16 protein-coding genes are annotated in these 16308 nt (G+C 39.6%); all 16 read right to left on the minus strand.

Annotated features, from left to right (window positions below):
- Positions 1-151: 151 nt before the first annotated feature.
- On the minus strand, positions 152-895 hold the full coding sequence (dagF, locus tag IGJ52_RS11880) for a 2-dehydro-3-deoxy-phosphogluconate aldolase (protein WP_010715450.1): 744 nt from the start codon (positions 893-895) through the stop codon (positions 152-154).
- Between the two features lie 3 nt (positions 896-898).
- On the minus strand, positions 899-2002 hold the full coding sequence (locus IGJ52_RS11885) for a DgaE family pyridoxal phosphate-dependent ammonia lyase (protein ID WP_438792128.1): 1104 nt from the start codon (positions 2000-2002) through the stop codon (positions 899-901).
- Positions 2003-2013: 11 nt separating this feature from the next.
- Complete coding sequence (locus IGJ52_RS11890) at positions 2014-2865, minus strand: PTS system mannose/fructose/sorbose family transporter subunit IID (protein ID WP_002359140.1); 852 nt, start codon at positions 2863-2865, stop codon at positions 2014-2016.
- Positions 2865-3614, minus strand: coding sequence for a PTS mannose/fructose/sorbose/N-acetylgalactosamine transporter subunit IIC (locus IGJ52_RS11895; RefSeq protein WP_002355079.1), 750 nt, complete (start codon positions 3612-3614; stop codon positions 2865-2867). The genes IGJ52_RS11890 and IGJ52_RS11895 overlap by 1 nt, the downstream gene beginning before the upstream one ends.
- Positions 3615-3637: 23 nt before the next feature.
- Positions 3638-4132 carry a PTS system mannose/fructose/N-acetylgalactosamine-transporter subunit IIB gene (locus tag IGJ52_RS11900; protein ID WP_002368351.1) on the minus strand — a complete coding sequence of 165 codons (495 nt, stop codon included), beginning with the start codon at positions 4130-4132 and terminating at the stop codon, positions 3638-3640.
- A gap of 19 nt (positions 4133-4151) precedes the next feature.
- The gene (locus IGJ52_RS11905; protein ID WP_002367343.1) at positions 4152-4553 is read right to left on the minus strand and encodes a PTS sugar transporter subunit IIA; all 402 of its coding nucleotides are present in this window, start codon (positions 4551-4553) and stop codon (positions 4152-4154) included.
- 71 nt (positions 4554-4624) lie between these two features.
- A complete protein-coding gene (locus IGJ52_RS11910) occupies positions 4625-7438 on the minus strand; it encodes a sigma 54-interacting transcriptional regulator (protein WP_438792129.1) in 2814 nt (937 codons plus the stop codon).
- 120 nt (positions 7439-7558) lie between these two features.
- Positions 7559-8086, minus strand: coding sequence for a histidine phosphatase family protein (locus tag IGJ52_RS11915; protein ID WP_002359138.1), 528 nt, complete (start codon positions 8084-8086; stop codon positions 7559-7561).
- Between the two features lie 65 nt (positions 8087-8151).
- The gene (locus IGJ52_RS11920) at positions 8152-9600 is read right to left on the minus strand and encodes an amidase (RefSeq protein ID WP_002409223.1); all 1449 of its coding nucleotides are present in this window, start codon (positions 9598-9600) and stop codon (positions 8152-8154) included.
- A 96-nt stretch (positions 9601-9696) separates the two neighbouring features.
- Positions 9697-10362, minus strand: coding sequence for a helix-turn-helix domain-containing protein (locus tag IGJ52_RS11925; RefSeq protein ID WP_002383329.1), 666 nt, complete (start codon positions 10360-10362; stop codon positions 9697-9699).
- A 381-nt stretch (positions 10363-10743) separates the two neighbouring features.
- Positions 10744-11952, minus strand: coding sequence for an ABC transporter permease (locus IGJ52_RS11930; protein WP_002419550.1), 1209 nt, complete (start codon positions 11950-11952; stop codon positions 10744-10746).
- Complete coding sequence (locus tag IGJ52_RS11935; RefSeq protein WP_002365285.1) at positions 11949-12623, minus strand: ABC transporter ATP-binding protein; 675 nt, start codon at positions 12621-12623, stop codon at positions 11949-11951. The genes IGJ52_RS11930 and IGJ52_RS11935 overlap by 4 nt, the downstream gene beginning before the upstream one ends.
- The gene (locus tag IGJ52_RS11940; RefSeq protein ID WP_173958682.1) at positions 12616-13782 is read right to left on the minus strand and encodes an efflux RND transporter periplasmic adaptor subunit; all 1167 of its coding nucleotides are present in this window, start codon (positions 13780-13782) and stop codon (positions 12616-12618) included. Before IGJ52_RS11940 ends, IGJ52_RS11935 begins: the two co-directional genes overlap by 8 nt.
- Before the next feature lie 171 nt (positions 13783-13953).
- Entirely contained in the window at positions 13954-14253 is a 300-nt protein-coding gene (locus IGJ52_RS11945; protein ID WP_002355066.1) for a rhodanese-like domain-containing protein, read from the minus strand.
- On the minus strand, positions 14246-15895 hold the full coding sequence (locus IGJ52_RS11950; protein ID WP_438792130.1) for an FAD-dependent oxidoreductase: 1650 nt from the start codon (positions 15893-15895) through the stop codon (positions 14246-14248). The genes IGJ52_RS11945 and IGJ52_RS11950 overlap by 8 nt, the downstream gene beginning before the upstream one ends.
- Entirely contained in the window at positions 15896-16210 is a 315-nt protein-coding gene (locus tag IGJ52_RS11955) for a rhodanese-like domain-containing protein (protein WP_002365287.1), read from the minus strand.
- Positions 16211-16308: the final 98 nt, after the last annotated feature.

Consider the following 16308-nt stretch of genomic DNA (forward strand, 5'->3'; position numbering starts at 1 on the left):
ATAAACCTTGCTTGGTTCACTGGTTATTCAACTTATCAATTAGATACCTACGACACTCACCAAAATACCCCACATTCGTTTGTTGGTTTTTATTTATTCTCCACTTGAGAGTAGCAAATCTGGTGGAGAAAGTCAACTAAAGATTGGCCCTTTACTTATTCAATGTGTTTTTCATCATGGTTAGTAACGTTTTCACGTCTTCTGTTCTAGTGTCCCCTGTTTCTTGATCGATAATTGAGCTGTAGACATGAGGAATGATTTTTTTAACGCCGGCATTCACCGCAATTTGAACAATTTCTTCAAAGTTTTCTAAATCAATGCCCCCTGTTGGCTCTAAATAAAAGTCATACTTGGCACAAGCTGCTGCTACTGCTTGGTATTCTTCTTTGTGAGCCAAGCCTTTCATCGGGAAATATTTAATGGAACTACCTCCCATGTCTTTCAACAATTTGATGGCAGTTTCGATAGGTACTTCTGCCGCTGGCGCACCCGAGCTTAACGGACCTGTCGCAATGTTAACATAGCCAACTTTGCCTGTGGGTGACACCAAGCCATTAATCACTGTTTCGTCTTGACGAAGTAAGGCCCGCGAAGCGCCGACACCTGTGAAGACTTGGTTCACGTGTTGCGGTTGTAGAACTTCTGATAAGCGAGCCACCATTTGACTTTGATTAGGATCGCCAGCCCCTAAGCCGACAGATAAAGCGTTGTTGGTTGCTGCTTGGTATTTTTTCATATCTTCAATGGCTGCTTCATCGGTTTCATAGTTTTTTGAAAGGACGCCTAACACAACATGCCCTTCTGCTGCTTCATAACAGGCTTGGGCATTTTCTACTGAATTGGCTAAGACGTTTAAACAAATGCGTTCTTCTAAATAATTAGGTTTTAATGACATGGCTTATTTCTCCTTTGTGTCCATAATTTCTTGTAATCGTTGCACGATTTTGTTCATTTCTTCTTGATTGACAGAACGAATGTCAAATTCAATGATGCCATTGTTGGCTTGATATTCACGCGTATAAATGGCCGGACTTTCTGCTTTTAATGCTTGGATGACTTCCTTAGCGGTTTTTCTGCCGTCCACTTTGACACTGGCGCGATAAATGTCTCGGCCAGCGCCATCTTGGACGATTTTGGCGGTTAAATCTGACAAGTTGTTGATAGCTTCAACAAACGGTTTTAAGCGCTCTTGCATCGAAGCCCCTGATTCACTGCCATGCGCCAAGTATTCTTCCACTGCTTGCGTAAAGCCTAGGATATTGTCTTTGCCAATTTTCATTGCTCGACCAATGCCTTTGCCTTGTAGGCGCACCCAGTCAATGTATTCTTTTTTCCCGACCACTAAACCGGCACTTGGCCCTTCAATGGCTTTGGCGCCGCTGTAAATCACCAAATCAGCGCCTGCTTCAGTGTATTTGAAAAGATCTTCTTCTGCTGCCGCGTCAACAATTAGCGGCACCTTGTGGCGTTGCGCCACTTTGGCCGCTTCGGCCACCGTCAGCATACTTTTTTGCACGGTATGATGGCTTTTGATGTATAGAATGGCCGCTGTTTTTTCGGAAATCATCATTTCCACGTGTTCTGGACTGCAAATGTTGGCGTAGCCAGCTTCCACTACTTGGCCGCCGCCTTGCGCTACCATGACTTCTACAGGCGTGCCGTAGTCCACGTTGTGCCCTTTAGGTAAAACAATCTCCCGTTGTTCGATCTTTTCTGTATAGGGATGATACGCGTGGTACAAGCTGCCTTTTCCAATCAAGGCAGCCACCGATTGGGCAATCCCCGCTGAAGCCGAGGAAACGATTTGGGTATCTTCTACCTTCAACAAGTTGGCTAAAAAGGCCCCTGTTTGCACACTAAGTTCACTCATTTCAAAGAAATGTTCGCCGCCGAATCGTTGAGCTGCTAGGACTGCCTCCGAAACTTTGGAGACACCTAGAATGGTCATTTTCCCAGAAGCATTAATGACTTCTTTTAAGTGGAATTTTTCGTAACTATTCATTATTTTCTCCTTTATAACAAACCAAAGAATGAAGTGACCAAACTAACTAAGACAATCGTGCCGATAATGATACCGTAACGTGGGCCTTTCTTTACCATGAAGAAATAAATAGCCATGACTGCTGCTAAAGGAAGTAACCCTTTCATAATTTGATCTAGAATATCTTGTAAAACAATCGTGGCACCGCCAGTAACTTTAAACGTCATCGGGCTAGCAATTTTAACATAACTCGCACTTAAAGCGCCCATCATCATCATTCCTAAAACATTTGCTGAATAAATGACTTGCTTAATTTTGCCGTCTTTTAACAAACTTAAGATTGAATTACGCCCTAATGTATAGGACTTATTCACTAATGTCCAACTGATGTATAACGTAATGGCTGTGTACAGAACCAACGGACCGATACTTCCAATCACGTTACCTCCTTTAGCCATTGGAATAAAAATGGAAATGATTAACGGCATTAATGCTGCCCAAATAATCGAATCGCCAATCCCAGCCAGCGGACCCATCAACCCAGTTTTAATCGATGTGATCGCCGTATCAGAGATCGCTGCACCATTGGATTTTTCTTCCTCCATAGCAATTGCAATCCCTTGAATTGAAGCCCCTACTGTTCCTTCAGTATTAAAAAAATTCAAATGACGTTTCAGAGCTTCTCTTTGTTGTTCTTCATCGTCTGCGTAAAGTTTTTTAATTGCAGGAATCATCGATGCACAAAAAACTAAACTTTGGAGACGTTCATAAGAATTGGATAACTCACAGCCTAGTTGATAAATCCAAAAGGCTTTGGATAATTCTTTTTTAGTAATTTTTTTCTGTTCCAATTGTTGTTCATTTGCTTGTGTCATTTGTTCCATTATGCTGCCTCCTCACTCAATGCCTTATTTCTAACTAAAAAGGCAATACAGATTCCTAAAATAGCGACGGCCATAACTTCTGCGCCAAAATATACTACTGCAACAAAACCAATTAAAAAATAAGGAATCAAATTTTTCTTGCCAATTACCATAATTGTTAAGGCGAATCCTAACGCTGGTAAAATACCACCCATTACTTCAAAGCCGTGCATCAACCATGCTGGGATAACTTCTAAGACTTTATTCACCACAGATTGACCAAAAAAGTTCGCCGCAAAAACCAACGGAAAGCGAATTAAAAATCCCGCTAAAGCTGGATAAACAAACGCAGCTCGGTAAATCCCCCCATAATTTAACTCTTCTGCATATTTATCAGCCATATGCACCCACGTCGCATTGATGGTCCGCCGTAATTGATCCATAAAGACGCCTAACACACCAAAAGGAACAGCTAGTGCAACAGCCGCCTCGGCATTCATTCCCACACCTAAAGCAATTGGAATCGCAATTGCTGAAGCTAAAGCCGGATCACTAGGCACATTGCCGCCCGGTGTAGAGGTGACTCCGAGATAAACAAGTTGAATCCCCGCCCCCACAACCATTGCTTCACTAAGTTTTCCTGTTGCTAAACCAGCCACCAATGCTGCACCTAATGGCTGAGACAGCATGCCTGAAAATGTGTACCCAAAACGCAAACGTGCAAACCAATAATAAAGTCCCATAATAATTGAAACACCTAAAACGCCCATATGATTCTCTCCTTTTTCTCTGATTATAGTGATTGATATTTTTCAATTAATTTTTGAATTGGTAGGGGATTTTCTTCGGGAATCGCTTGGAAGAAAACATGGATGCCCTTCGTTAAAAGTTCAGTCAAAATTGCAACATCTTCTTCAGATAAATTGATATTTTTTAAAACATTTTTCCGATTTGGTCCGCCACCTAAGCCACCAACTTGAATCTCCTCTTTAATAATTTCTTGGTCCACCATCGCTTTTAAGGTCGTTAAATCTGGCACTAAAAATAACACCTTTTTCTCTTCCTTTTCTTGCGATTCCCAATATTCTTTGGCATTTTCAATCCCTTTAATTACTACAGAAACCCCTGGAGGCGCTGCCATTAAATAAATACTTTGTAAAAATTCATCTTGCTCTAGTTCATCACTCACTACCAAAATTTCATTTGCACCTGATTGTTGTAACCATTTAGTCACTACTTGTCCATGGATTAAACGACTATCGACTCTTGTTAATACGATTTTTGACATTCTGTTCACCTGTACTTTCTTATTTTGGAATTTCTAAAATTTGACAACTGTCTACTGCTGCTTGTTGAATCATTTCTGCGTCTTGTAAACGAAACCCAGGACCACTTTGTTTCATGACGGATTCTAATAATAACGATGTGCATAGTCCGGACACAATCAGGAGGTCATAATCTTTTGATAAACGCAATGCAACGTTACTAGGTGTGCCGCCTTTAACATCTGTTAAAATTAGCAGCTGGTTGTGCCACGTTAATTGTTCAATTTTTTCTGTGACTCGTTCTAAATAATCCCCCAGTGAATCCTCTGCTTGTAATGCAACTTCATGTACATTTGTAACTTCTCCAACAATCATCTGGACGCTTTTGACTAATTCCAAGCCCCAACCATTGTGTGTTAAAAGTAAAATTGGTTCATTTTCCATAAACAAACTCCTTTGCTAATTAATCATTTTATTAAAAGCAATAAGTGTGCCAACTTTCATTTCCGTTTGAATTAAGCCTTTTCAAAGAGCAATTCATAAATATAACGCACTTCCAAAGGTGGAATCAACAAATTATAGGACACTTCAATCGGTCGAAACGCCATTTTTATGACAGATACTGCTTCTGGCAACTCTCGGTATGACACTTCATAAGCTGTCGGGTCATATTCTGGATTTAGCAATTGCCGTTCTAACATACAAGCACAATGAATGATAAAACGAAGTAAAACCTTTTCGTCACTTTTTATTTTAGTTTGCAAGCAAATATCTGAATAAATCTTAGCTAATTCGATTGAAATGGTTGTAGGATTCAAAACCGTTAGTAAGTCTGTAATAGCTTCGATTGATAATCCTTGAATATATTTAGCTGAAACTTTTTTTAGTAACTCTTGGTTTTGTTTTTCTTCTAAATGATGGCCTAATAATTCGAAAACTAGCTGAATGCCCCGCTTCGATAGTAAATCTTGTAAAGAAATAAACGGAATATCTGGCACTTCTGTCTTTACGGTGCCAATGATACCAACGATTTTCTCTTCTTTCCGAATAAAAGAATGCAAACGATCAATGTCTTCCACTTCTCTTTTCTCTAAAGTAATGATGCGTACATTCGTTAGTAATTCATTAGGAAAAGTTTTTAGTAACAACTGTTCAATTTTAATAGCAGTCCCCATGCCAGTTAGACAGGAAATAATGAGAACTTTTGCCTCGTTGAAGCGACCTTTACTGCAAATCAAGGCGCGATGATTTTTTTCTTTTAAGACTGGTAATAGATACTCAAACGCCGTCGATTCATAAATGACTTCTCGGGCCACTTCTAGCAATGTTAAGAGATTGATATTGCTAATTAGCAGCACTTCCATTTGAAACGTTTGACTGATAGCATTACCAAAGTAAACCAAGGAACCGATGTCCACCATTAAAATAATTTTTTTATACTGATTTTGCTTTACAATTGTACGGACTTTTTCTAATGTTTCTTCCACTGATTGATTAATTGGCATATCAACTGCACGCATGACCGTTGTTGAGAACAGAAGGTTGGTGTACTCAACCATGCTGCTGGCCGTCGCGGCACCATGTGCAACGACGATAACGCCACAGTTTTCTTCAACTGAGTGCGCTCTTTTTTTAGCTGTGACTTTACGAATAAATAGATCAAAAAAGAGGATTTCCGTATCAGCAAAAGAAATCCCAAACAGCGTTTGTAAAAAGTCCACCATGGTCTTAGCAGCTTGATACTGGGTTACTTTGCCAGAATAGATATTTTTGGTATCTGAATAAAATGTTTCATTCATTTGTGCAGAATAAAAAACAGCAGAATAAAGGTGGACAATTAAAATATTCTGGAAATCCTCTGTCAATTTTTCTTGGATTAATTGTTCAAAAAAGACAATGGCTTCTTGAATTTTTGGCTGCAATGTTTCGTCAATGGACTCTAAGGCTAGCGGTTCTTGAGCAAAAATGTCCATATCATAAAGTTGCTCGACTTTGTTTTGCATGATTGCTAGCGCATCCTCTGTCGAAAGAGTTAATTTTTTCAAATCTGCATATTCTTTCAATAGAAAATTATAAAAACGATCATTTTTCAGACTTTCTGATTTGAGTAACTCTTGACTGCTTAAATAAAAATGGTTGTATTGAATCGTGAGGCCATCGTTAGGTATCCACTCATTAAAAGCCAGCAGACTTTCTACATCAGGTTGCTCTTTGACTGTCCCCTCGTTTGCTTCAATGCAAATAGTTTCCGTTAATTGATCGAACACCTCTAAATAGGCTTGTGCGCTCATAAATTGAATCGCCGCTTTCAATTCGCCAACGTTGGCTTCAAAATGAGTAAACGTTAATTGTTTCAACGCCTCATAACGAATATGGATATTCTTTTGAATCCGTTGACTTTCTTCTAAGAAAAAGGACAAAATCAATTGAATTTTTTCTTTCATAGAGCGCTCGGCTAAAGCTGGAATAGCTAATGTCACAGGGATCCTTCTTAAAAACGTTTTCAAAAAATGTTGATTGACTGCTTCGGTTGTTGCAAAAATAAATTTTATCGATACATTTCTTTGTTTTTCGGCTTCACCCATCCGTGTAAAATACCCTTTATCCAAAACTGTAAACAATTTTTCTTGACCTTCGCTCGTTAATCGATGGACTTCATCTAAAAATAAAAAACCACCATCTGCCAACTCCACTAAGCCTTTTTGGTCATTGACGGCACCAGTAAAACTGCCTTTTTTATAGCCAAACAGATGAGAAGTTAATAATTCTGGATTGTTGAAATATTCTGCACAATTAAAATAAATGAATGGAACTTCTTGGTTCATTTTAACTTGATAAAATTGGTGTAATTGTTCTGCAATTAAGGTTTTCCCAACTCCAGATTCTCCAGTAAGTAAAATATTCAAGCCATTAGGCGGATATAAAATAGCGGCTTTCAACTTCTTGATGGCGTCTGCTAAGCTCCCATCAAAACCAATTACGTTCGCAAATGGATTCATTTTCAGTAGCTGCTTTTTCTTATGTATCTGTTCTGTCTGTTGATAAATGTCCTCTTGCAGCGAAGCGAGGGAATCGTAACACGTGCTACTTTTAAAAAAAGGAAACTGTTCCTCTAAGTAGTCTTTATCAAAAAATAACACTGGTCTTGATTTAACTTTAACGACTTGGTCTTTTCTCACTAATTCTGAAAGCTCTTCACTAACAGCGGTTCGGGTATAGCCAGAGGCCTGACTTAATTGCGAAGCCGTTGCGGGCAACAAGGTTGCTTTGCTACTTGGATTTTGTACGTGAAACTTTTTTAACGCTTGATGAATATTATCAATTCTCATAGTCTTTTCCCCATTTCTTTTTTGATCCAAAAGTTAATTTATTATACATTAAAACGGAAGCGGTTTCTTATTTACCATAAAAAAATCAAGTCTTTAACCAAAAGATTAAAGACTTGATTTTTATTCTCCGTATTGTACAAGTTGTGTATTTTCACAATGAAAGTCCAAGAAATCTTGGATTTTTTTACCATTGAAGTAGTTATCAATGACTCGCATAACCGCATTGTGGCAAACAAATAGGTAAGTTTCCTCTGAAGCCAAGGCTTCCTCAATCAAGGGATAAATTCGGCCCGCGACATCTAAGACTGATTCCCCTTCTGGAAATGGCAAGGAAATCTCAGAACGATTTTCCTGGAAAGCCGTTGTTTCAATCGGTTCACCATCATAAATGCCAAAATTCATCTCAATTAAACGTGGTTCTGTTTCAATCGTCAATTGATTTCGTTCCGCAATTTTACGTGCTGTTTCTTGCGCCCGTTTTAAAGGCGACGCCAGTAAACGGTCGATTTGAATTCCTTGTTTGGCAATTTTTTCAGCTACCAATTCCGCTTGTTGATAGCCTTTTTCGGTCAATTGCGCTTCCGCATGACCACAAATTCTACGGGCCACATTATAATCTGTTTCACCATGTCTCACTACGTACAGCATTTTTCCACCTCAGTTTTTTGTCTTGTGTCTATTTTATCTGAAATTTGGTCACAATAACACCCTATTTAGCGATAACTTTCTGGTAATTTAAATTTGCCTTCTTGCTCAAACTGTTCGCCTACTTGGAATAAGAGATCTTCACGTCCACGAGCAGCCAGCAATTGAATGCCTAAGGGTAACCCCGTTGCCGTCACATGTGTGGGCAAGCTGATGGCTGGTTGTCCTGTCAAGTTCGCTAGTTGAGTATACGGTGTTAGCTGTAAACTTTTATCAAAATAATCATAGATTAATTCAGCTAATTCTGCTTCTGTTAATTCTGCTGCTTGCGCCATTCGTTGACGAATGTGCTCACTTTGCAAATCTTCGTTAATTTTTGGTGCTGAAAAAGCCGTTGTTGGTGATAAAAACAGATCAAATTTTTGGAAAAGTTCTTCCATCGTTACTGCTGCTTGATCCCACAACTGTAATGAATGAACATAGGTGGCTGCTGGAATCTTTTGGCCAAATTGATGCATGGTCCATGAAAAAGGTTCGATTTCTTCTTTACGAATTGGGCGCCCGAGCCCCTGTTGAATGCTATTCATCATCGCTGTAGTTTCTGCGCCGTTCATTTGATAATAGGAGCGAATCAGCGCTGCACCATCGACTGGATAAGGAATCTCAATGATTTCATGGCCAGCGGCTGCCAGAAAATCAGCCGCTTGTTTCGCCGCTTGTGTTGCTTCTGGCGAAATCAGTGAGCCGATAGGCGAAGCGGTGCACAGAGCAATTTTTAGCCGTTGTTTTTTAGGGTGTGTTTGCCATTCTGCCAAGGGCGCTTGGTAGGGGGCGCCACTGTGGCTACCACGTAGGCCATAAAATAATGCTTTGGTGTCTCTCATAGAAATAGTCAACGCAAAGTCAATCGAGGCACCTTGCCAGCCTCGCCAGCCTTCTGGGCCGACAGGCATGGAGCCACGGCTAGGTTTTAAGCCAATTAAGCCACTAAAAGAGGCGGGAATTCGGATGGAGCCACCGCCATCACTAGCGCCGGCGATAGGAACAATCCCGCTAGCGACAACTGCGGCAGCGCCGCCACTGGAACCGCCTGGCGAATGTTCCAGGTTCCAAGGATTGCGGGCTGGCCCGTAAAGCGCAGGATCCGTAATATTTTTAAAGCCAAACTCTGGGGCGTTGGTTTGTCCTAAGGGCATCAAACCAATCGTTTCTGCTTGTTTGACAAAGTTAGAGGTCGTTGTTGCAGTACTATTTTTAAAAAGTTGCGAGCCGGCCGTTGCTGACCACCCCGCTTTTTCTTGGCCTAACATTTTCAATGGAAATGGCAAACCAGCAAATAGTGTGTCCTGCTGTTTATTTTTTTGATAAGTTGCTTCTGCTTCTTGGCTATCAAAAGTTACAAAGCCATTGATCTTTGGATTTAACTTTTGGACTTTTTTCTCAATATCCTTTAAGAGTTCTGTGCGACTTACTTTCTGTTCTTTTAATTGTTGTACCCAATATAGTCCGTCTTTCATACAGACCCACCTCCTATACTATTCCGTATTAGTATAGCATGGTTTTTAGAGGTCATCCTGTGATGGTGATTTTCATTCGTCAAGTGCTTCTCTATTTTAAGTAAATAATTCGCCAATGTAAGGAAGCAACTGCGGATGCAGTTTGTAGCCTTTATACCGTGTATTTTGGATACCTTGTTTTTTAAAGCCCCCTACTTGAATTTTTTTATTTAATTTTGTCAGCTGTTTGGTCATTTTTTTTCGATTGTTGGCTGTTTCTTCTGTGTCATAAATTAATTTACACAGGCGCTCCATTGGTAAGTGTTCTTTTGGCGTACTGTACAAGACAGCCAGTAGTGCCCGTTCTGTAGCGGTTAGCTTTATCCCTTCTACGTTTAACTTTTCATCTTCTCGTTGGATGGGTTTATTTAATTCTGCCAAGAGGAGATTTTCTCTTAATGTATCCAAAGTCGCATCCAATCGTAGCCAATTGAGAATGCCATATTGATAGCTGATGCTCAATTCTTCCGAGGTAGGAATGTCTTCGGAGCGAAGAAACAACGGCGTTTTAACTCTGGCTAATTCCTTTAGATATAAATATTGTTCTTTGCGAGGAATCGTTTCGCTGAGAATGATGGCATCAAATTTTCGATAAAACAAATGACTTTCCTTAATTTCACCAATCAGACACGTCGTACAAAAAACTTGGTGATCTAAATGCTGTAAGCGGTTTTGAAAAGCAGTTTCTGATAAAATATTTTTTGTGATGACCATTATTTTCATTCTTGATTCCTCCTTAATTCTTTTTTAGTTCAAAATTTTCTCAATTTTCGTGTTTCGATTTGATATATTTAGTATACTGGAAATTTTTCGAATTAAAATTTAGAAATTTACAAGCAAATCAGTCATTAACAGTCATTCCTATAATCCCTGATTTATAAAGGCTTTCTAATAGTCTTATTTAAAAAAATATTTGTTATTTAATCCTCAATATGCTATTTTTTTAATTTTTTCTTTTTTTATTTAGCTAACAAACGTCAAAAGGTTGGTAGCTAATATCAACCTTTTGACGTTTGTTAGCTATTTTCTCTTGAAATCTTTGGATTTTTTTCTACTTTCACTAAAAAAAACAGCCAAAAGTGGCTGTTTTTTTGCTGCTTATATTTATTTCATAATATCGATCAAGTCTTTTTTCGAAGCTGCCGAGGCAGGGAAATAGCTAAATACAACCCCGATAAAGACAGAAATCCCGATGGCTAATGAAACGGTCATTAAATCTGGTCGAACAGAAAACGGTAGTGCCATTGAGGCCAAGTAGGCAATAATCATTCCTAAAAGATAACCAGTAATTCCGCCGATTAAGGTCAAGGCAATTCCTTCTGTTAAGAATTGCTTTTTAATATCACTGGCTGTCCCGCCCAATGCACGTCGGATACCAATTTCCTTAATCCGTTCTGAGACCGAAATGTACATCATATTCATAACGCCGACCCCAGCAATTACCAGTGAAATGGCTGCAATTGCGGAAATAAACAAGGTTAAATTATTTAATAAAGAGCCCATTTCTTTGATGGTATCTTTAACATTATATTCTTGATATGTCCCGCTGTTTTTCATGGTTCCTTGTTGAGAGAGAGCTTTTATTGTTTCTTTCAATACTTGATCTGGTTGGTAGCCAGGTGCCACTGTTAGCTTCAACGTAGATGTATCTTTTAGCTTGCCGAAATAATGTTCATAGGTCTTTTTGGGAAAATAAAGTAATGAGTCATCATTACCTGGACCAATGGCACCGCTGGTATTGGTTGTCACGCCAACAATGGTAAAAAGTTGCTCTTTATATGGAAAAGTTCGATTAACTGCTGCAGTTGGGTCTTGGTAGAGTTCTTTGGCAACCAGTTCATCCACCACCACTGTTTTATCCAGTTTTGCATTGTCTCCATCATTCAGTTGGCGTCCCGCCAACAATTCTTTGGTGGTTTTGTTGGCAAGTTCATAGGTTACGGAAAGATTTTTCGGTCCTGCTTGAAAATTCAGTGTACCTTTTTGGGCGCCATCAACTTCTCTTTGATCAAAATCAATTTTTTCTACGCCAGGAACCATGCGCACGACCCCTAAATCATTGTCGGTAAACATCGCTTGGTCACTAAACATATCCGAAGTGTTGTAGGCCGAAAAAGAAATCTTCTTCACATTTTCTTTTTGTTTTTCAGCGGATAATTTATCGACCATGTCTTCTTTAAAGCCGTTACCGATAGCCACGATGGTAATCACCGAAGCGATCCCGATGACAATCCCTAGCATCGTTAACAAGCTGCGTCGCTTATTTTTCAAAATGGAACGGAAGGCGGTTTTCCAAATAATTGAACGTTTCATGTCAGCACCTCCTCTAAAATCTTTCCATCACGAACTTTAATCAAACGATTGCAGTATTCAATTGTCTCTTCATCATGTGTCACTAAAATAATGGTGACACCTTCATTGTTTAATTGCTGAAAGAGCGTTAAAATTTCTTCCGATGTTTTACTATCTAAAGCCCCAGTTGGTTCATCTGCAATAATAAAACTTGGCCGATTGACAATCGCACGTGCAATGGCCACACGTTGTTGTTGTCCACCCGAAAGTTGTTTTGGATGCTTCTTGCCTTTATCTGGCAAGCCGACTTTTGTCAGAACTTCGTGGACACGATCTTTGGCTTCTTTTGGGGTTAACCCACTATATAAAAGAGGCAATTCAATGTTTTCTTCAACTGTTAGTGTTTCAATTAAACTAAAATTCTGAAAGACAAAGCCGACTGCTTCATTTCTAATTCGGGATAGTTCCTTATCAGAAAAGTCGCCAATTTCACGGTCTTCAAATAAATACGTTCCTTCAAACTTTTTATCAATAAAGCCTAGCAAATTAATCAAAGTCGATTTCCCAGAACCAGAAGGACCCATAATCGCTAAAAATTCTCCAGCGTCTACTTGGAGGTTAATATCATCTAACACATGCAGTGTTTCTTCTTCGGAATAATAATATTTATGAATATGGGCTAGCTTAATCATTGGCAGCTACCTGAACATCTTGATTATCTTTTAATTCTTTATTGGGATTGGCAATCACTTGGTCTTTCCAGTTCAAGCCACTTTTGACAACTTTACGACCTAAATTTGTTTCTGTTTCAATCAGTGTTTTTTTCGCTTTGCCCGCTTTGTAAACATAGACAAATTCTTTTTCGCCTTCTTTTTGGATTGCTGCTGTCGGTATAATCATTTGTTTTTGCGGCACAGCGATGCTAGTAGACAAGCCTTCTGCCCAAGGAAAATCACCTTCTACTGTAAATTGATAACTCACTACTGGGTTGCCTTCATTTTTAGCTATTGGGGTTTGCGCGATGGAAACGATTTTGCCTGGCGCTGTTTTGCCTGAACCAACGGTCGTCACTGTTACTTCTTCCCCTGTCTGTAATTTATCGTAATCATATTCGGTTACTTTTCCTTGAATATTTTTCTTTTGTGTTGCAATTTTAATGACTGGTTTGTCGGTACTACTCATGGCACTAGCATCGACAGTGACTTGGCCATCAATTGGTGCTGTAACGACTGTGTTGACTTTGCCACGTGTTTGTTCAAGCGTGTTTGCTGCTCCGACGGCATCACTGTTGGCTAATTGAAGGGCTTGGTTAGCTTGGGCGACTTCACTATTCGCAGCACTAACAGCTTCATTCAATTGCTGAATTTCCGCATTTAGTGTTTCTTTCTCTTCAGCCTCTTTTGCGGTGTTTAATTTTTGCTTGGCTGCAGCAACTTTGTTTAAGGCTTCATTGTATTTTTGAGTGGCTAAGTTAACGTTCTCTTGTGCTTGTTGGACTTGAAGATTATTCCGATTAACGGCATTCGCTTGTTCTGTTTCTGTGGCTTGGATGTCTGAGTTATTGTACGTTAACAATGGACTATCTTTCTTGACTTCTTTACCATTTTCAACATTTATTTCGGCAATTTTCCCTAAAGAAGGATCAAAGAAAATATCCCGAGTATCTAGAAAACTCACTTGACCATCTAATTTTAATGAGGCCATTTCTGTAATGGTATACGTTGTGTATTCAGGTTCAACTTCTTTTGAAGAAAAAACTGTTTTTGCTCCGATAAATCCGACGACGACCACTGCGGCACCAATACCGAACCACACTTTTTTATTTCGCTTCTTCTGGCCTGACTTTTTCATTTATTTGTTCCTCCTTGATTTCTGTTGACGAGTTTGTCATTTTATTTAGTATATAATGAATAAAAAAATCGGTCCCTTCATCTTCCTATCATTCCTCTTACAGTTTTGACACATCTTTATCTAACAAAAAAACGTTTATCCTGTGTAAAAGGATAAACGTTTTTTGTTATTTTATTGTTCTAATTGACCCAACCAGCCAGATGTACCACCTAGAACATTGGTTACTTGATACCCTTGTTGACTGAGAAACGCACATGCTTGTGCGGAGCGCGATCCCATTTGACAAATCAGATAATAGGGTTGGTTTTTATCTAATTGCTGATAATTTTCGGTTAAAGTACTTAAAGGTAAGTTGATGGCCTGAGGGACATGCCCCAGTTGGTATTCCATTTCTTCTCGTACATCAATAATCGGTAATTTTTTTCGTTTTGCTTCCTGATAAAATTCAGGCATGCCAATCGTGTTATACATTTTCTAGTTCCTCCGGTTTTACCATTCTATATAGCGCAAAAGCACCATCTAAATTTTTGGCTGAGATGCCCGCTTGTTTTAGCATCCGTTCTGCGATATAACTACGCAAACCGCTGTGACAACTAACAATGTACTCCGTTGACTTGTCTAATTCCTCCAGACGTTCTCTTAACTCATTTAAAGGAATAGAGACAGCATTTTTAAATTGACCATCGGCTCGTTCGGCGGGATTACGGACATCTAATAAAACAGCCCCATTAGCTAATTCGTTGGATATCTCATACCATTGAACGTTTTCACTCAATCCTTCTGCAAGGTTCATCGCTGCATAGCCTAACATGTTCACAGGATCTTTCGCTGAACCAAACGGCGGCGCATAGGTAAACTCTAATTCAGGCAAATCAAAAATAGTTAACTGTCCTTTAATAGCGGTCGCAAGAATATCAATCCGCTTATCTACGCCCTTTGCCCCAATTCCTTGTGCGCCATAAATTTCCCCTGTCGTAGGATGGAAAACTAATTTTAACTGAAGATCTGTTGCGCCAGGATAATACCCCGCATGGTCTTTTCCACTGATATGCACAACAGCTGTTGTTAGTCCAGCAGCTTTAGCAGCCCGTTCGCTTAAACCAGTTGAAGCGGCGGTTAAATCAAAGACTCGCACAATGGCGGTCCCAATGCTCCCTTGATTTTTTCTCTCTAACCCAGCAATCACATCCGCTACTTGACGTCCTTGGCGATTGGCGGGGGAAGCTAAAGAAATCAGCGCATCTTCTTGAGTGATTTGTTGTTTCACTACAATAGCATCCCCAACCGCATAAATATCGGGTTGATTCGTTTGATAGTGTTCATCAACAACAATACCGCCACGTAAACCAGTTGCTACACCTGCTTCAACTGCTAAGGTATTTTCTGGTTGGACACCCACCGACAAAATGGTTAAATCAGAAGCTAATGTTTGACCGTCCTCTAAGCGAATCACTTGCCCTTCTTCTTCAAAAGCAACCGCAGACTGTCCCGTAATTACTTGAACATTGTTTTTGCTTAATTCAACTTTGACAAAAGCGGCCATTTCTTCGTCTAATGGCGGTAAAACATGGGGTGCCTTTTCCACGAGAGTGACTTCTAATCCGCGTTTTTGCAAGTTTTCTGCCATTTCCAAGCCAATGAAGCCTGCGCCAATCACGACGGCTCGTTTTGTTTCTGGTGTCAAGGCTGTCATAATTTGATCTAAATCAGGAACATTTCTTAATGAAAAAACATTTTTGGCTTCTGCCAATCCTGTAATTAGCGGCACAAAAGGTTTCGCCCCTGGTGATAAAATTAATTTGTCATAGTGTTCTGTTAAAATTTCTGTTTCATGTTTCACTGTGATCACTTTTTCTATTGGATCAATCGCCACGACTTCATGGTGAGGACGAACATCTAAATTAAACCGTGCCTTTAACGCTTCGGGTGTTTGAACAAGCAGTTGCTCTCTTTCTGCGATTTCGCCAGAAACGTAGTAAGGCAAACCACAGTTTGCAAATGAAACAAAAGGGCCTTTTTCCATGACAACAATTTCAGCATCTTCCATTAAACGACGTAAACGTGTCGCTGCTGACATGCCACCAGCCACGCCTCCGATAATTACAATTTTCATTTATTTTCCTCCTTTAATTTGACCAGACCATTGGGACATCCCGCCACGAACGTTAATCACGTGATAGTTTTTTCTCGCTAAAATTTTGGCCGCATTTTTGCTGCGCATGCCGGACTGGCAAATCACATAGACCTCGTTAGCGGATTTGTTGTAGGCGGGAATTTTGTTAAGTGGGACATTAATCGCTTGTGGAATATGCCCTGCGCGGTATTCGCTAGGTGTCCGGACATCTAATAACGTTATCTCTTTAGATAAACGTGACTGCAATTCTTTTGTTGAAATACTTGGCGTTTTTTTAAACAATTGAAATAACATCTTTTTCTCCTTCTCTTATATACCTTACGGGGTATATTTAACATGAAAAAGTTAGACTTGTCAACTGAAGAGATTTCTGCCATTTTTAGATTCAAAGA

Origin of the sequence: Enterococcus sp. DIV1758 (assembly GCF_051711985.1) — a bacterium.
In the GTDB taxonomy this organism is placed as follows: domain Bacteria; phylum Bacillota; class Bacilli; order Lactobacillales; family Enterococcaceae; genus Enterococcus; species Enterococcus faecalis.